12 protein-coding genes are annotated in these 17614 nt (G+C 46.6%); 7 read left to right on the forward strand and 5 right to left on the reverse strand.

Annotated features, from left to right (window positions below; genetic code table 11):
* Nucleotides 1-16: 16 nt before the first annotated feature.
* A complete protein-coding gene (locus tag BM607_RS05215) occupies nt 17-2296 on the forward strand; it encodes an acyl-CoA dehydrogenase (RefSeq protein ID WP_071939811.1) in 2280 nt (759 codons plus the stop codon).
* 274 nt (nt 2297-2570) lie between these two features.
* On the opposite strand, the gene pyk is transcribed toward BM607_RS05215, so the two are convergent.
* Together pyk and BM607_RS05225 are read right to left on the reverse strand one after the other, a co-directional pair.
* A complete protein-coding gene (gene pyk, locus BM607_RS05220) occupies nt 2571-4010 on the reverse strand; it encodes a pyruvate kinase (RefSeq protein ID WP_006081562.1) in 1440 nt (479 codons plus the stop codon).
* Between the two features lie 187 nt (nt 4011-4197).
* Complete coding sequence (locus tag BM607_RS05225; protein ID WP_006081563.1) at nt 4198-5052, reverse strand: MurR/RpiR family transcriptional regulator; 855 nt, start codon at nt 5050-5052, stop codon at nt 4198-4200.
* Nucleotides 5053-5364: 312 nt separating this feature from the next.
* Between BM607_RS05225 and zwf the strand changes: the two genes are divergently transcribed.
* From zwf to BM607_RS05245, 4 genes are read left to right on the forward strand one after another with little or no spacing between them, the layout of a single operon-like run.
* Complete coding sequence (zwf, locus tag BM607_RS05230) at nt 5365-6837, forward strand: glucose-6-phosphate dehydrogenase (RefSeq protein ID WP_006081564.1); 1473 nt, start codon at nt 5365-5367, stop codon at nt 6835-6837.
* 9 nt (nt 6838-6846) lie between these two features.
* Nucleotides 6847-7545 (forward strand): 6-phosphogluconolactonase, encoded by a 699-nt coding sequence (gene pgl / locus BM607_RS05235; RefSeq protein ID WP_006081565.1) that lies wholly within the window; start codon nt 6847-6849, stop codon nt 7543-7545.
* 9 nt (nt 7546-7554) lie between these two features.
* Complete coding sequence (gene edd / locus BM607_RS05240) at nt 7555-9381, forward strand: phosphogluconate dehydratase (RefSeq protein ID WP_006081566.1); 1827 nt, start codon at nt 7555-7557, stop codon at nt 9379-9381.
* A gap of 20 nt (nt 9382-9401) precedes the next feature.
* On the forward strand, nt 9402-10043 hold the full coding sequence (locus BM607_RS05245) for a bifunctional 4-hydroxy-2-oxoglutarate aldolase/2-dehydro-3-deoxy-phosphogluconate aldolase (protein ID WP_006081567.1): 642 nt from the start codon (nt 9402-9404) through the stop codon (nt 10041-10043).
* Between the two features lie 183 nt (nt 10044-10226).
* Here BM607_RS05245 and BM607_RS05250 read toward each other — a convergent pair whose 3' ends face one another.
* From BM607_RS05250 to BM607_RS05260, 3 genes are all read right to left on the reverse strand, one after another.
* The gene (locus BM607_RS05250) at nt 10227-11576 is read right to left on the reverse strand and encodes an anti-phage deoxyguanosine triphosphatase (RefSeq protein ID WP_071939812.1); all 1350 of its coding nucleotides are present in this window, start codon (nt 11574-11576) and stop codon (nt 10227-10229) included.
* A gap of 25 nt (nt 11577-11601) precedes the next feature.
* Nucleotides 11602-12189 carry a 5'-deoxynucleotidase gene (yfbR, locus tag BM607_RS05255; protein ID WP_071939813.1) on the reverse strand — a complete coding sequence of 196 codons (588 nt, stop codon included), beginning with the start codon at nt 12187-12189 and terminating at the stop codon, nt 11602-11604.
* 288 nt (nt 12190-12477) lie between these two features.
* The gene (locus BM607_RS05260; RefSeq protein WP_071939814.1) at nt 12478-13692 is read right to left on the reverse strand and encodes a pyridoxal phosphate-dependent aminotransferase; all 1215 of its coding nucleotides are present in this window, start codon (nt 13690-13692) and stop codon (nt 12478-12480) included.
* Between the two features lie 775 nt (nt 13693-14467).
* Here BM607_RS05260 and BM607_RS05265 point away from each other — a divergent pair.
* The gene (locus BM607_RS05265; protein ID WP_006081571.1) at nt 14468-15850 is read left to right on the forward strand and encodes a Na+/H+ antiporter NhaC family protein; all 1383 of its coding nucleotides are present in this window, start codon (nt 14468-14470) and stop codon (nt 15848-15850) included.
* Nucleotides 15851-16162: 312 nt separating this feature from the next.
* Nucleotides 16163-17497, forward strand: coding sequence for a glutamine synthetase family protein (locus tag BM607_RS05270; RefSeq protein WP_071939815.1), 1335 nt, complete (start codon nt 16163-16165; stop codon nt 17495-17497).
* The last annotated feature ends 117 nt before the right edge of the window (nt 17498-17614 follow it).

Raw genomic sequence — 17614 nt, forward strand, 5'->3', positions numbered from 1 at the left:
TTAAAAGGTCTTGATAATGTTGACGATTATAATTCTTGCCCTGATAGCCATTGTCGTGTTGTTTGCGGTGAAAAATATCCGGATGCAGTTTATTACCCGCCCAGTTTTTAGTTTTTTCAAGAAGGTCTTGCCGCCACTTTCAGATACCGAGCGCGAAGCGATGGAAGCCGGTGATGTCTGGTGGGAAGGGGAGTTATTCCGCGGAAATCCTAACTGGAATACCTTGCACAGCTACGGTAAACCGACACTGAGCGCTGAAGAAAAAGACTTTATCGATAATCAAGTAATGACAGCACTGACGATGATCGATGATTTCGACATAGTGCATAACCGTAAAGATTTACCGCCAGAGTTGTGGGAATACTTCAAGAAAGAAGGTTTCTTCGCCCTGATCATTCCGAAGAAATTCGGTGGTAAAGCTTTCTCTGCCTATGCTAACTCTACCATTGTCAGCAAATTAGCCAGCCGCAGCGTAAGCGCCGCTGTGACCGTAATGGTGCCGAACTCTTTAGGCCCTGGTGAGTTGTTGACCCATTATGGTACGAGTGAGCAGAAAGAACGTTGGTTACCTGCTTTAGCTAAAGGCGATGAAATTCCTTGTTTTGCGTTAACTGGTCCAGAAGCGGGCAGTGATGCCGGCGCTATACCTGATGTGGGTATTGTGTGCCGTGATACCTTCAATGGCGAAGAGATGCTCGGGCTAAAACTGACTTGGGATAAGCGTTATATCACGCTGGCGCCTGTAGCGACGGTTCTGGGTTTAGCCTTCCAAATGCGCGATCCAGAAGGTCTGCTTGGTGATAAGAAAAACTTAGGCATTACCTGTGCGTTGATCCCAACGGATCATCCTGGTGTGGTTATTGGTCGTCGTCATAATCCGCTAGGTATGGCGTTTATGAACGGTACCACCCAAGGTAAAGAAGTGTTTATCCCGCTGGATTGGATTATCGGTGGCCCTGAATTTGCTGGTAAAGGCTGGCGTATGCTGGTTGAGTGTTTGTCGGCGGGCCGCGGTATTTCATTACCTGCACTGGCAACGGCTTCTGGTCACATGGCGACGAAGACGACAACGGCTTACAGCTATGTGCGTCATCAGTTTGGTATGGCGATTGGCCAGTTTGAAGGTGTGCAAGAAGCGCTGGCACGTATTATTGCCAACACTTATCAGTTAGAAGCCGCACGCCGTTTAACGACTACGGGTATCGATCTTAAAGTTAAACCTTCGGTTGTGACTGCGATTGCTAAGTACCACATGACTGAATTAGGCCGTTCTGTGATGAACGATGCCATGGATATTCAATCGGGTAAGGGCATTCAATTAGGACCTAAAAACTATTTAGGCCACCCTTATATGTCGAATCCGATTTCGATCACTGTGGAAGGCGCGAACATTCTAACCCGCTCCTTGATGATTTTTGGTCAAGGTGCGACTCGCTGCCATCCATACGTGCTTGCCGAAATGGAAGCCGCTGCGATGGAAAACCAACATGAAGCCTTAGAGCGTTTTGATGCGCTATTAATGGGCCACATGGGTTATGCCACGCGTAATGCTTTCAGTGCGTTGTTTAGCGCGTTAAGTGGTAGCCGTTTTGGCAGTGCGCCAGTGAGCGGTGAAACTAAGCAGTACTATAAAGATATGTCGCGTATTTCATCTGCATTAGCCTTAATGACAGATTTATCCATGCTGATCATGGGCGGCGATTTAAAACGCAAAGAAATGCTGTCGGCACGTATGGGCGATGTGCTCAGCCAGTTGTATTTAGGCTCAGCAACCTTGAAGTTGTTTGAAGACAATGGCCGTCAACAGGACGATTTACCCGCAGTACGTTACGTAATGGCCAATCGTTTGCACTTAGCGGCAAAAGCAATGGAAGACACGATCCGTAACTTCCCGAGCCGTCCTGTGGCATGGTTACTGCGCGGCTTAATCTTCCCGCTGGGTAATCACTTCAATGCGCCGAGCGATAAAATGGCGACCGATTTAGTCGGCGGCATGTTGAAGCCTGGCCCTGCTCGTGACCGTATTACCTTCTTATGTCCTGAATTTGAAGGAGATAAAGGCGGTATTGCAGAAGTTGAGCAAGCGTTTGTTGCGCAATATGCCTGTAAAGATATTTATAAAAAACTGAAGAAAGCGCAGCGTGCCGGTGAACTGCCAGCCAAAGTGCCTAATCTCGTCTTGTTTGCAAAAGCACTCGAGACAGGTATTATTACTGCCGATGAAGAGCAAAAATTGCAGCATGCTGATAAGCTGCGCTTAGCGGCAATTAATGTGAATGATTTCGAAGCATTATAATGATTGCTAGTGTTTGATGTTAGCGTTTAATGTTAGTGCGGTCTGGTCTAAGCGGTATTAAGTTCAATGATTACTCCGCTTGGGCCGCTTGGATTTCCCTCAGCAATGAGAGAACGACAAATTAGCACCAACAGAAATCAGCACTTACAGATAACAGCACTTACAGATAACAGCATTTACAGAGAACTGCAGATATAAAAAAACCACCTTCATGAGGTGGTTTTTTATTGGCTTTTTCTAACGCGCTTTAGTCGTTAGATAAAGCTAAAGCAATTTAAGCTACGATCAACACTTTACAGGTGTTAGTGCCGCCAATCGTTTCCATTGCATCGCCTTTGGTCATCAGCACCATATCACCACTATTCAAATAACCTGCAGCAGTTAATGCTTCTAACGCTTTTTGCGCTAGCTCATCGGCTGGGTGGATAGTTGAATCGAAGTAGATTGGTAACACGCCGCGGTACAAGGCCATTTTGGCTAGGGTTGTTGCGTGACGTGATAAACCTAAGATCGGCAGTGCAGAACTGATGCGTGACATCAACTGTGGAGTCGCACCCGATTCAGTCAAAGCAATAATCGCCTTAACGCCTTCAAGGTGGTTAGCCGCATACATAGTCGATAGTGCAATCGTTTCTTCAACTGAAGTGAAACGCACATCTAATCTATGCTTAGACACAATCACACTTGGGTGAGATTCAGCGCCAACACAGACGTTTGCCATTGCCTTAACGGTTTCTTCTGGGAAGTCACCGGCAGCGGTTTCAGCAGATAACATCACAGCATCGGTACCATCAAGCACAGCGTTCGCCACGTCCATTACTTCGGCGCGGGTTGGCATTGGGCTTGAAATCATCGATTCCATCATCTGAGTGGCCGTGATGACGACTTTATTCAGTTGACGTGAACGGGCGATTAACTTCTTCTGCACCGCAACGAGTGCAGCATCACCAATTTCAACACCTAAGTCACCACGGGCAACCATGACAACGTCAGATGCTAAGATCACATCATCCATAGCCGCATCGGTTGCGACGGCTTCAGCGCGTTCAACTTTAGCCACGATCAAGGCGTTACAACCGGCTTGACGGGCAAGATCACGGGCGTAATCTAAATCAGCACCACTGCGTGGGAACGAGACGGCTAAATAATCCACTTGGATCAATGCCGCAGTCAGAATGTCAGCTTTGTCTTTTTCGGTCAGCGCTGCAGCAGAAAGTCCGCCGCCTTGCTTGTTAATACCTTTGTTGTTAGATAAAGGGCCAGCCACAGTCACTGTGGTGTGCACTTTACGGCCTTCAACACGCTCAACGCGTAATTGAACACGGCCATCATCTAACATCAGGATATCGCCGACAGTCACATCATCAGGCAATTGCTTGTAATCGATACCCACTTGGGTCTCGTCGCCTTCACCTTTTGCTAACTCGGCATCAAGCACGTAGGCTTGACCTAACACCAGTTGCACTTTCTTATTGTCTTTGAAAGTAGAAACGCGGATTTTAGGGCCTTGTAAGTCACCCAGAATAGCCACATGAACGCCCAACTCTTTAGCGATTTCGCGCGCTTGAGTGGCTCGTTTTAAGTGATCTTCTGGGGAACCGTGGGAGAAATTAAGACGTACAACGTTTGCACCTGCCGCGATGATGCGGCGTAGATTATCATCACGATCGGTAGCGGGACCTAGAGTGGTGACGATTTTGGTTCTGCGGAACATAAGGATACTCCGTTAAAGTTAAAAAAAATCTTGGGCCTATATTACCATGCAATTCCAGATTATGTAGTAAAGTTACAATCAAATTGATCTAAAGTTATGTATGAAAATTGTGAGGTATCGCTGATATTTGCACGATAAATGGCTAGGTTAAGGATCAACACTAGCCATTTTTAGAAAAGGAAGTGAGTTACAGTATCGGATCTTTATTGATGCGAGACTCTTTTAATACTTCTTTCACCCGTTTCAAATTATCGCGGAAACGTGGACCTCTGCGTAAGGTAAAGCCGGTTGCCAATACATCTATAGTGACTAATTGGGCTAAACGCGAGGCCATAGGTAAATACATGTCGGTATCTTCTGGCACTTCCATTGTCACGGGCAGCGTACATTCCATCGACAAAGGCGAGTTGCGGGCGGTAATACCAATCACAGCTGCACCGTTTTCTCTCGCTAAACGTGCTATCTCAATCAATGACTTAGTGCGGCCTGTGTGGGAAATTAATACAACAACATCACCTTCATTGCTGTTGATACAGCTCATGCGTTGCATTAGAACATCGTCAAAACAGATGACAGGTACATTAAAACGGAAGAATTTGTTTTGGGCGTCATGGGCAACAGAAGCGGATGCGCCTAGGCCAAAAAAGGAAATAGTCTTAGCTTGAGTAAGTATATCAACCGCTTTGTTTATGGCTGAAATATCTAAACTTTGACGTGCGGTATCAAGCGAAGCCATTGAAGATTCGAAGATTTTTGTTGTATACGACTCAGTCGAATCATCTTCTTCAACGTGGCGGCTCACATAAGGAGTACCGTTCGCAAGACTTTGCGCTAGATGTAACTTAAAATCAGGGAAGCCTTTAGTATCTAAGCGGCGGCAGAAACGATTCACAGTAGGTTCACTGACATCTGCCATCTTAGCCAGTGTGGCGATGCTAGAATGTATAGCTGTCTGTGGTGATGCTAAGATCACCTCTGCAACTTTGCGTTCTGATTTACTAAAATGGGTGAGGCTTTTTTGAACCTTTTCTAGGGTATTCATACGCGTATGTCCGCTAAATTGAGAATGTAATTTTATTTATTTTTGTTTTGTGGGGACAGATCAAGGCTGGCGGCCCACAAAGAGACTCTATGTAGTAACTTTTCAGTACAATTTTGAAATAAGACTTTACTACCTTCAGTAATTTAAGCACAAAAAGCATATCAGATTAATGCTGTAAGTGCCTAGTTAGCTAGAATGTTAATATTTATAAAAATAGATGCATTTAATAAATTCTGTTGTTATATTACAACAAAAGTGTGGATTTCTTCATCGACATGAAGGGACACGACATACAAAGGAGATCGTAACGCAATGGGCAAAACAACATCAGGCGCCAAAGCTTGTGACTTCGTACTCTTTGGTACTAAAGGCGATTTGGCACGACGCAAGTTGTTACCTTCTTTATACCAGCTAGATAAAGCTGAACTTCTCGATAAAGATACGAAAGTGATCGGTGTCGCGAAAGACGAGTTTACTCAAGATGAGTTTATCGAATTAGTCACGCTTGCATTAAACACCTTCGTGAAAGAGCCTTTGTGCGAAGAGACTCTCCAACGTTTCCTGTCCCGCTGCCACTATATAGGCACTAACTTTACCGATTCAGCTGGCTACAGTGCCTTCCATGAACTGCTCAAACCAGAAGAGCGCGTCATGGTCAGTTACTTTGCTACGCCACCTGCGATATTCGGCGACATTTGCCGTTGTTTGCATGAACAAGATCTTATCCACCCCGATTCACGTGTGGTGCTCGAAAAGCCAATCGGTTCAGATTTAGACTCTTCTCGCGTTATCAATGATCAAGTTTCCGCTTACTTCAAAGAACGTCAGGTTTACCGTATCGACCATTACTTAGGTAAAGAAACCGTACAGAACTTGATTGCACTGCGTTTTGCTAACTCTTTATTTGCCTCTAAGTGGGACAACCGTACGATTGACCACGTCCAGATCACAGTAGCAGAAGAAGTGGGTATCGAAGGCCGTTGGGGTTACTTCGACAAAGCGGGTCAGATGCGCGACATGATCCAAAACCATTTGCTGCAAGTGTTAACGCTCGTTGCTATGGATCCACCAGTCAACTTAGACGCTGACAGCATCCGTGATGAAAAAGTCAAAGTGCTTAAATCACTGCGTCCGATTAATTCTGACAATGTGTATGAAAATACCGTACGCGGTCAGTACAGCGCAGGCTTCTTAAAGGGCAGCCCAGTACCGGGTTATTTAGAAGAGGAAGGCGCTAACCTTCAGTCACACACAGAAACCTTCGTGGCTATTCGTGTGGATATCGACAACTGGCGTTGGGCGGGCGTGCCTTTCTATTTACGTAGCGGTAAACGTATGCCGTTTAAGAGCTCTGAAATTGTGGTGTATTTCAAAAACCCACCGCATAACTTGTATCGCTCAAGCTACCGTAATCTGCCACCCAACAAGCTGACTATTCGTCTGCAACCCCATGAAGGGGTTGAAATCCAGATGATGAACAAAGTGCCAGGTTTGGAGCAGAAACAACGTTTACAAACCACTAAACTCGATTTGAGCTTCTCCGATACCTTCAAAAATGAACGTATCGCCGATGCCTACGAGCGTCTATTACTCGAAGCTATGCTCGGTAATCAAGCGCTGTTCGTGCGCCGCGACGAAGTCGAGCAGGCATGGACTTGGGTTGATGGCATTATTCAATCGTGGGAACAAAGCAACGAAAAACCAAAACCTTATCCTGCGGGTACTTGGGGTCCAGTTGCGTCAGTTGCTTTGATCACCAAAGATGGCCGTTCGTGGGACGAGTAGGAGACTTTGATGATTAAAGAAACCGTATTCAAATCTTTCGATACGCCAAGTGCGTTAGAACAGCAACTGGCCAGCAAGATTGCGAGCCAGTTACAGGAAGCCGTCGATGCCCGCGGAAAAGCGAGCCTAGTGGTTTCCGGTGGTTCGACGCCGCTTAAGTTATTTCAACTATTGAGCATGAAGTCCATCGATTGGAGTGATGTTTATATCACTCTCGCCGATGAGCGCTGGGTTGAAGCCGACGCCGATGCTTCTAATGAACGTCTAGTGCGTGAACATTTATTACAAAACCGCGCGTCGAATGCCAAATTCCGCGGTTTAAAAAACATGTTTTCGACCGCAGAAGCGGGCGCCGATATGGCCGCCGAGTCTTTGTCTAATTTCCCGCGTCCTTTTGATGTGGTGGTATTAGGCATGGGTAACGATGGTCATACATGTTCTTGGTTTCCCTGTAGCGCTGAGCTTGAAAATGCGCTCACAACCCAAGCCCTGTGCGTGGCGACTAACCCCACCACAGCGCCCCACGGCAGAATAACGCTCTCTAAGAGTGCGATTCTGAACAGCAGACAAATTTATCTGCACTTGGTCGGGGAACAGAAATTATCCGTATATCGTCAAGCGTTAGAAAGTGATGATGTCCATGCTATGCCTATCAGAGCCGTATTAGCGCAGCGTAAAACGCCCGTTGATGTGTTCTGGAGCGCTTAAGGAGTCAAGATGCACTCAGTAGTTCAAGCTGTTACCGACAGAATTATTGCCCGTAGCAAAGCGTCACGTGAAGGTTATCTCGCCGCATTGAATGATGCCCGTAACCATGGTGTACACCGTAGCTCATTGAGCTGTGGCAACTTAGCCCATGGTTTTGCCGCCTGTAATCCAGACGACAAAAATGCATTGCGTCAATTGAATAAGGCGAACATCGGCATAGTGACGGCATTTAACGACATGTTATCTGCGCACCAACCCTATGAAAGCTATCCTGAATTGCTGAAAAAAGCCTGTCAGGAAGTCGGCAGTGTTGCACAAGTGGCGGGCGGTGTTCCGGCCATGTGTGACGGTGTGACTCAAGGTCAACCCGGTATGGAATTGAGCTTACTGAGTCGTGAAGTGATTGCGATGGCAACGGCTGTGGGCTTGTCTCACAACATGTTTGATGGTGCTTTACTGCTCGGCATTTGCGATAAAATCGTTCCAGGTTTGCTTATCGGCGCCTTAAGCTTTGGTCACTTACCTATGTTATTCGTGCCCGCAGGGCCGATGAAATCAGGTATCCCGAACAAAGAAAAAGCCCGTATTCGTCAGCAATTTGCCCAAGGTAAAGTGGATCGCGCGCAGCTGCTCGAAGCAGAAGCCCAGTCTTACCACAGTGCAGGAACATGTACCTTCTACGGCACTGCAAACTCGAATCAGCTGATGCTTGAAGTGATGGGTCTGCAGTTACCAGGCTCGTCGTTTGTAAATCCTGATGATCCACTGCGCGAAGCCTTAAACAAGATGGCCGCTAAGCAAGTGTGTCGTTTAACCGAAATGGGTACTCAATATACCCCAATCGGTGAAGTGGTCAGTGAAAAGTCTGTGGTTAACGGCATTGTGGCACTCTTGGCTACCGGCGGTTCTACTAACTTGACTATGCACATCGTCGCCGCGGCTAGAGCTGCCGGTATTATCGTGAACTGGGATGATTTTTCTGAATTATCCGATGCCGTGCCATTAGTGGCGCGCGTGTATCCAAACGGTCACGCCGATATCAACCATTTCCACGCTGCAGGCGGCATGGCGTACTTAATCAAAGAATTACTTGATGCGGGTCTATTGCATGAAGATGTGAATACCGTTGCGGGCTTTGGTTTACGCCGTTATACCCAAGAGCCAAAACTGCTCGACGGTGAATTGCGCTGGGTCGATGGCCCAACGACAAGTTTAGATACTGAAGTGTTAACTTCAGTCGCATCGCCTTTCCAAGGTAACGGTGGTTTGAAATTACTGAAAGGTAACTTGGGCCGCGCTGTGATCAAAGTATCAGCGGTACAAGAACAACATCGTGTCGTTGAGGCGCCAGCGGTAGTCATTGACGATCAAAACAAACTCGATGCCTTGTTCCAAGCAGGGGCTCTGGATAGAGATTGTGTGGTTGTGGTTAAAGGCCAAGGCCCGAAAGCTAATGGTATGCCAGAGCTGCATAAATTAACGCCATTGTTAGGCACGCTTCAGGACAAAGGCTTTAAAGTCGCGCTGCTGACCGATGGTCGTATGTCTGGCGCGTCGGGTAAAGTCCCTGCGGCCATTCATTTGACGCCGGAAGCCTTAGATGGCGGCTTAATTGCCAAAGTCAAAGATGGCGACTTGATCCGTGTCGATGCGTTAACAGGCGAACTGAGCCTGCTCGTCTCTGAAGCAGAACTTGCCACCAGAACCGCCGGAATAGTCGATTTACATCGCTCACGTTATGGCATGGGCCGCGAGTTATTTAGTGCGCTACGTTCCAATCTAAGCAGTCCAGAAACTGGTGCGCGTTGTACTAATGCCATCGATGAACTTTATTAATACAAAGGAAGAATAACGCAATGCTTGAGAATAACTGGTCACTACAGCCACAAGATATTTTTAAACGCAGCCCTATTGTTCCTGTTATGGTGATTAACAAGATTGAACATGCGGTGCCATTAGCGCGAGCACTGGTTGCTGGCGGCATTAGCGTGTTAGAAGTGACTTTGCGTACACCTTGCGCACTCGAAGCTATCACTAAAATCGCCAAAGAAGTGCCTGAGGCCTTAGTGGGCGCGGGCACTATTCTAAACGAAGCTCAGCTAGATCTTGCGATTGCCGCTGGTGCGCAGTTTATTATTACCCCAGGCGCTACAGTTGAACTGCTCAAAGCCGGTATGCATGGTCCTGTACCATTGATCCCTGGTGTTGCGAGCATTTCAGAAGTGATGACGGGTATGGCGCTTGGTTACACCCACTTTAAATTTTTCCCAGCCGAAGCCTCGGGTGGTGTGGATGCACTGAAAGCCTTCTCGGGTCCCCTAGCGGACATTCGCTTCTGCCCAACAGGTGGCATTACGCCAAGCAGCTATAAAGATTATTTAGCGCTGAAAAACGTCGATTGTATTGGTGGCAGCTGGATTGCGCCAACGGATGCAATGGAACACGGCGATTGGGATCGTATCACTCAACTTTGTAAAGACGCCATCGGTGCTTTATAAGTCGAGCTTGAAATAGCGACAAAAAAAAACCACCGCAAGGTGGTTTTTTGTCTTTCATCTTTAGCCTTTGATAAAGAATGTCTGTGATAGCTGGCGCTATAGAAAGTCTAGCTTTTATAGATATTCGCACATTTACAAACGGTCTGGCTTTATAGCAAGTCAGGCCGCGCAATGTCTGCTTGCCTACATTTCCTTGCTCAGTTCCACATTTGAGCCGGCTTTTGGGCTAAATAGCTGTTGATACAGTCGCCCCGCAAACTCATCGGTCATTCCCGAAATGTAGTCCGCCAAGACTCTATGACTATTTAAACCCTGTTGCTCACTTTCGCGCCAGCGCTCTTGGGTGTTCAGTGGCAGTAAACGTTCTGGATCGGAAGCGAAGGCTTCGAATAAACCCATCACAATCTGCTGGCCCTTATATTCGAGCATTTGGATCTCAGGTTTACGGATCACGTATTTATAAACCAGTTGCTTGAGCACATTGAGCGCAATGGCAAATTCCGGCTCTAAGGTGGCATTAAAGCGTAATAATGGTTCTTCAAACACGTCATCTTCTGAGATAACAATCGCGGTGACAAAGCCATTAACGAGGGTGCCTATGGCATCTTTACGTAGGTGATGCTCATGGGAAAACAGCTTATTGCCAATATCGGCAAGCTCTTGTCGTATCCACGAATCGCCGCTGTTGGTCAGTGTCGGCGCAACATCTTGATGCCACTGGGATGCCGTGACTATACCCATCACGATCGCATCTTCGAGATCGTGCACCGCATAGGCGATGTCATCTGCCAGTTCCATAATCGAGCAATCGAAGGATTTAAACTGAGTGCGCAGATGTGGATAGTGGTGCAGGGCGGGGTGTGATCCTTGCTGCGTCGATGTAAAACGACTGCGGTCTGCCTCAGATAACGGCTCAAGCACCCAAGCGAAGATGTCGTTATCATCGTCGAAAATGCCCTTAACCGGCGGCCATTGTGACGGCTTGAGCTGTCTATGGTTGGTGATTTCGTTATGCTCGCCCGCGACAAATAGCTTCGAGTGCGGCGCGGGGTATTTCAAAATCCCGAGCATGGTACGCCGACACAAGTTCATCCCGAAATCTAATGTGTAGGGCTCAAGCTTAGAGAGAATTCGAAAAGTTTGGCCATTGCCTTCAAAGCCGCCGTGGTCGCGCATCATGTAATTCAATGCCACTTCGCCGCCGTGGCCGAAGGGAGGATGACCAATATCGTGGGCTAAACATAAGGACTCTAATAAGCTCATAGAGCAAAGCAGCTGCTTATGCTGTGGATATTTGCGTCTGAGCTGGGCTGCTATGCCAGTGCCAATTTGCGAGACTTCGAGTGAGTGGGTTAATCGAGTGCGATAGAAGTCATTCATGCCAACGCCGAGCACTTGCGTTTTGGCCTGCAGGCGGCGAAAGGCGGCCGAGTGGAGAATACGCGCCCTGTCTCTTTGGTAAGGGCTGCGGTGATCGTTACGCCGTTGTTTATCTTCACCATGACGGCGTTCTTGCCAAACACTTGAAGTCATATGCATTCCTAGCGAGAGTGGAAAATCAAAGCATCTTGTTAATTTCGTCTAAATTCAAGGTGAAACTGGGCACAAAGCAGTTCATAAAATACTGTACTGCGGGGTCAGGATTTGTCGCCAGCATGTCTTCGAGACGCTTACGGGCGGTGTTGAACTCACTGTTGCCCGCGCGGTTTTCTTCAAGACATTTAAGATAGGCACACAGAGTATCAGCGGATTTCACTATGATCTTGTAAACGGGATCGGCGTAATCGCTTATAAAGAGGCTACGATAATCCTTTTTAAATTCCTCAGGCACCATATCCAGCATGCGCTGCTCTGCAATCGCCTCAATCTTTTTATACTCGGCTTCAATTTCTTTATTGAAGTATTTCACCGGTGTCGGTAAGTCACCCGTGAGGATTTCACTGGCATCGTGAAAAATCGCCAGACTTGTAGCTTGATGGGGATCAAGCGTCGTGCCGAACTTTTTATTGCTGATGATCACCAGTGCATGGGCCACCATGGCGACTTGTAGCGAGTGTTCCTGAACATTTTCAGTGCGAACGTTGTACATCAAAGGCCAGCGTTGGATAAGTTTCATTCGAGCTAAATGGGCAAATAAGTGACTCATAGTTTTCCTGTTAATTCGAGGGCCAGCGTTGGATAAGCGTCATTCGTATTCTAAAAACGGCACATAAATGACTCTTAGTTTGCCTGCTAATGAGTGAGTAGAAAGGCGACAAGCTGCATTGGAAGACGTGACACGAGTTGAATAAGCAGTATTGACGCTAATGAAGTCTTAGATTATCACAGCCTTGGGTGACACGTGAGTATGAGCGTGGAGGATTTGTCGAAATCGCTAAAAATAAAGCGACCACTAGGATCGCTTTATGACTCAAACTGTTAGTCGAGGCTAAACCTACTGCCGATAGTTTTCGAGGAAGGCGCCAAACTCGGTAAATGCTTTTTTCAGATCTTCTTTATAGGGTAAGAAAACCACTCGTAAATGGTCGGGCTCAGGCCAATTAAAGGCGGTGCCGTGCACTAACAGAATTTTCTTTTCTCTGAGTAAATCCAGCACTAAGCGCTCATCATCCCGCAGATTGAATTTCTTCATATCCAGTTTAGGGAAAGCATAGAGTGCGCCCTTAGGCTTTTTCACGCTGACGCCCGGGATTTGATTCAACAGCTCGTAACAGGCATCCCGTTGAACTGTCAGGCGACCCTTAGGTAAAATCAGCTCGTTAATACTTTGATAGCCACCGAGCGCGGTTTGAATCGCATGTTGATTGGGCACGTTTGCACACAGGCGCATCGAGGACAGCATTTCTAAACCTTCGATATAGCTCTTCGCTGCTTTAAGATTGCCAGACAACATCATCCAACCGACACGAAAGCCCGCTGCGCGATAAGCCTTTGATAGACCATTGAAGGTAACAGTTAAAATATCGTCCGACAGGCCAGCCGCAGGAACATGCTTGGCTTCGTCATACAAAATTTTGTCGTAAATTTCATCGGCAAATAAAATCAAACTGTGTTCACGGCAAAGCTCAACCACTTGCAGCAGTAATTCTTTGCTGTAAACCGCGCCCGTAGGATTGTTCGGGTTGATCAGTACAATACCGCGGGTACGCGATGAAATCTTACTTTTAATGTCGCTGAGATCGGGGAACCAGTCCGCTTCTTCATCGCAACGATAATGAACCGCTTTACCACCGGCGAGATTGGCCGCCGCCGTCCACAGTGGATAGTCAGGCGAGGGGATTAAAATTTCATCATCGGTGTTAAGCAAACCTTGCATCGCCATCATAATGAGTTCAGAGACGCCGTTGCCTATATAGATATCTTCGATATCTACACCAAAAATCCCTTGGGCTTGATAATGCTGCACTATGGCCTTACGGGCAGAGAATAATCCTTTTGACTCACAGTAGCCTTGCGCACTGGGTAGATTAAGGATCACATCGCGCACAATTTCCTCCGGCGCTTCGAAACCGAAGGGGGCGGGATTACCAATGTTAAGTTTGAGGATCCGATGACCCTCGTCTTCTAAACGTCTGGCTTCCTTGTGCACTGGGCCGCGGATGTCATAGCAAACGCTATCCAGCTTGTTGGATTTGATGATAGGGCGCATTTACACCTCGGAACATGCATAAAGTTTTGGCTTAAGTTAGCGCACCATAACGAAATTTCACTGTAGATGAAAGGGGGGAGCAGCACAGAATGAGACTTTTTTTGTAAATACCACTTAGTTAAATATGCTTTAACAGTCAATTAATGAAATAAGAACAAGTTTTATATTCTGACTTTAAGAAGGTTTTAAGAGTGTTTAGCTAATACTGACGGTAGATAAAACCCGCTTTACGTGTTTTTGGGATGCAGGAAGAAAATAATCACGCTTGATGGAAATGCATTTTCAGTGGCTGACGGCTATTTCGTTATATTTGTTTGTCCTATAAATCTTAGTAGGGGAAAAGTGTATTTTAGCAAAAGCTTAATGATTGATTTTTAATCACAGTTCCTCGATAAGATCAACTTATGCAAGCTGTATATGACCTTGTGATAAATAGGCATATTTATTGAATGCTTATTAAGCTGAGAGGATCATAAACGGTTTCGTTGCGAGTGAGTTAAAAGACTTTAAAATCATTGTATTATATTGATTTTGTTTGCAGCCGTTAAAATTATTTTCTATCAAGTTAAATTTATAGTTGACTCAATATTCGATGCGCTTTATTTTCTGCGCGATGTTTTTGGCAAGGCACCTCAGATAGCAAGCAATTAGCGGGTTTTATCTTCAGGGTTAGTCATCATGAAGCAGCTGTGTTGACGTTCTGAATCATGTTGATTTCAGACGTTATTCTAAAACCATTTGCCTTTTAGGCGATTTATTTAGAGGACCTAAGTGCATGTCTGAACCGACAGCGTTAAGTCTCATCCCACCTTTGGTGGTATTGGTGTTAGCTATTTGGTTACGCCGTCCCATTTTATCTCTGATCATAGGTGCGGTAACCGGTTTCCTGTTACTCGATCCCAGTCAAGTCTTAAACAATTTTGCCAGTGTGTCATTGAAGGTCATGGCCGATGAAACCATAGGTTGGTTGATTCTGGTGTGTGGTGGTTTTGGTGCGCTGATTGCGCTTTTGGTCCGCACTGGCGGCGCATTAGCGTTCGGTCGTAATGCACTGAGATTTGCTAAGGGACCCAAATCTTCATTGTTGATGACGTTTATTCTTGGGATCGTGATTTTTATTGATGATTATCTCAATGCGCTAACCGTGGGTGAAACCATGAAGCGTGTAACGGATAAATTTAAAGTGTCCCGTGAGATGCTCGCCTATGTTGTGGATTCCACTGCCGCGCCTGTGTGTGTATTAGTGCCATTATCGACTTGGGCAGTATTCTTTGGTGGGTTATTGGTCGATAACGGTGTTGCGGCCGAAGGTCAGGGCATTGCTGTCTACATGCAAGCGATTCCTTACATGCTTTACGCTTGGTTAGCCGTGGCTATGGTGCTACTTGTGGTACTTGGCATAGTGCCTGCCATTGGCCCGATGAAAACTGCGCAACTGCGCGCCGCCCAAGGCGAGCCAGCAGAAGCCCAAGTGGATTTCGACCAAGTACAAACCTCGGATGAATATGCGGTTAAAGCCATCGAAGAGGAATTTAAGCACGCCGATAACCATGGCAAGCTGCATAACTTTTTAGTGCCGATTGGTTTGTTAGTGGCCTTTACCGTGTACTTTGATATCGACGTGTGGAAAGGCTTGCTGGCGACTTTAGTCATCACTATCCCTTATTATGCTGTGCAGCGTTTGATGCCGTTATCCGAGATGATGGATCAGATGATTGATGGCTTTAAGAGCATGTTACCGGCGATTAGCACTGTGATTGCGGCATTTGTGTTTAAGGACGTATGCGATCAGTTATTACTGCCGCAGTACGTGATTGAATCCTTAAGCCCGTTTATGACACCTAAATTGCTACCTGCTGTGGTGTTCTTATCCATGGCGATCCTCGCGTTTGCGACGGGTTCGAGCTGGGGCATTTTTGCGGTGACCATTCCTATCGTGATGCCATTAGCGCAATCGGTGGGTGCGGATATTCCATTAGTGATTGGTGCCTTGTTGTCGGCATCATCATTTGGTAGCCAAGCGTGCTTCTACTCAGATTCAACCGTATTGGCCGCCCAAGGCTCTGGTTGTAACTTAGTGAGCCATGCAGTGACTCAGTTACCTTATGCGCTGATCGCCGCTGTACTGGCGTTTATCGGCTTTATCGTGATTGCGTAAACTAAGTCACTATAGAATTCGTCACTGTTAGAATAAGAAACCAGCTGCGGCTGGTTTTTTTATATCTGCCGTCATTGGGTTCAGCGGTTAAAGTGGGGGAAAGCCGAGTGGAGAGTGGCTAGGCTTGAACTAGGATAACCGTGATTACACTCTTAAATGAAGACGCTCAGCTGATGTCAAATTATATTTTACGGAATTGTCATTTATATTTTACATATTTCATCGTTGCCATGTAGCTTTTCAAATCAAAGCCTGATTATACTTTGCATCCTTCATAGTGTTATTTTCAACATTTAGTGGCAAACGAATCAAATGGACTCAACCCTTCTTACTGCGTTTTTCCAGCATGGCACAATACGTGATGTCGAATGTTTATTCCCTGATATCTCAGGCTATCCAAGGGGGAAGCTCATGCCAGCCCGAAGCTTTGCTAAGGGTGATGAGTTACGTATTGCCCAAGCGATTTCGATGCAGGCGATTACCGGTGAGTATTCCTACGATCCTATTTTCCCCGATGCTGATCCTGATCTGTTACTCGTCCCCGATTACAGCACCCTAAAAATGATCCCGTGGACCACAGTGCCGCGCGCATTTGCCATCCATGACTGTGTGTTGCTCGATGGCAATTTATGCCCATTTGCGCCGCGTTCTATTTTAAAAAATGTGTTGGCCCGTTACCAAGCCCTTGGGTTAACGCCCGTGGTGGCCCCTGAGATTGAGTTTTATCTGACTGAAGCCAATACCGATCCGAGTGCGCCGTATCAGGCGCCCATTTCAAAAAGTGGCCGAGCTGAAAACGGTCAATCTGCGTTTAGCATGAATATGCTCAATGAACTCGCGCCATTTTGGGATGAGTTTAATGCCGCCATCGATGCGATTGGGATCAAAGGTGATACTTGGATCCATGAGATGGGGCTATCGCAATATGAAATTAACTTAGTGCATGGCGATCCGTTGGCCTTAGCAGATCAAGCTTTTATGTTTAAATACGCGGCGAAAGAAATCGCCATTAAACATGGCTTGAACGCGATTTTTATGGCGAAACCCATAGCAGGCCAACCTGGCAGTTCTATGCATTTACATCAAAGTGTCGTGGATGATAAAGGCAACAATATTTTCAGCCATGCAGATGGTAGCGATACTGAACATTTTCACCATTACATCGGCGGATTACAAAAGTATCTACCTGATTTAATGTTGTTATTCGCACCCAATATCAATTCATTCCGACGTTACATTTCCGGCAGCCAAGCGCCGATTAATTTAAGCTGGGGCGTAGATAACCGCACCACAGGCTTACGTGTGCCATTGAGTGCTCCAGTGGCGCGACGGGTAGAAAATCGCATTGCGGGCGCCGATGCCAATCCGTATTTGATGGTTGCTGCGTCACTTGCTGCGGGCCTTGCGGGAATGGAAGAAAAACTATCCCCAAGCGCACCAGAAACCGGTAGTGCTTATGAGAGCAGCCATGACTTAGCGCAGACATTTCTCGCTGCATTAACGCAAATGCGCCAAAGTGATTCGGCAAGGCGCTTACTCGGTGATGATTTTGTCACGGGTTTTGTGTCAGTGAAGGAGATTGAGTTTCAAAGTTATTTGAGTGAGATAGGTGCTTGGGAGCGACGCTTCTTAGGGCCGCAATGCTAGCACTTATTTGCTGAGGGGATGTGGCTGGATAACGCTTTATTTCCTTGAGTGACTCGACATTCCACAAATACATCCCACAAATCACGCGACTAAAAAACAGCAACAAAAAAGCCAGTG

The sequence above is a fragment of the Shewanella sp. SACH genome, from assembly GCF_001887095.2.
In the GTDB taxonomy this organism is placed as follows: Bacteria; Pseudomonadota; Gammaproteobacteria; order Enterobacterales; family Shewanellaceae; genus Shewanella; species Shewanella baltica.

Coding starts and splice junctions, on each gene's coding strand:
- BM607_RS05215 (WP_071939811.1), top strand. CDS start 17: ATGTTGACGATTATAATTCTTGCCCTGATAGCCATTGTCGTGTTGTTT.
- BM607_RS05265 (WP_006081571.1), top strand. CDS start 14,468: ATGTCTGAACCGACAGCGTTAAGTCTCATCCCACCTTTGGTGGTATTG.
- pgl (WP_006081565.1), top strand. CDS start 6,847: ATGATTAAAGAAACCGTATTCAAATCTTTCGATACGCCAAGTGCGTTA.
- BM607_RS05225 (WP_006081563.1), bottom strand. CDS start 5,052: ATGAATACCCTAGAAAAGGTTCAAAAAAGCCTCACCCATTTTAGTAAA.
- zwf (WP_006081564.1), top strand. CDS start 5,365: ATGGGCAAAACAACATCAGGCGCCAAAGCTTGTGACTTCGTACTCTTT.
- edd (WP_006081566.1), top strand. CDS start 7,555: ATGCACTCAGTAGTTCAAGCTGTTACCGACAGAATTATTGCCCGTAGC.
- yfbR (WP_071939813.1), bottom strand. CDS start 12,189: ATGAGTCACTTATTTGCCCATTTAGCTCGAATGAAACTTATCCAACGC.
- BM607_RS05245 (WP_006081567.1), top strand. CDS start 9,402: ATGCTTGAGAATAACTGGTCACTACAGCCACAAGATATTTTTAAACGC.
- BM607_RS05250 (WP_071939812.1), bottom strand. CDS start 11,576: ATGACTTCAAGTGTTTGGCAAGAACGCCGTCATGGTGAAGATAAACAA.
- BM607_RS05270 (WP_071939815.1), top strand. CDS start 16,163: ATGGACTCAACCCTTCTTACTGCGTTTTTCCAGCATGGCACAATACGT.
- pyk (WP_006081562.1), bottom strand. CDS start 4,010: ATGTTCCGCAGAACCAAAATCGTCACCACTCTAGGTCCCGCTACCGAT.
- BM607_RS05260 (WP_071939814.1), bottom strand. CDS start 13,692: ATGCGCCCTATCATCAAATCCAACAAGCTGGATAGCGTTTGCTATGAC.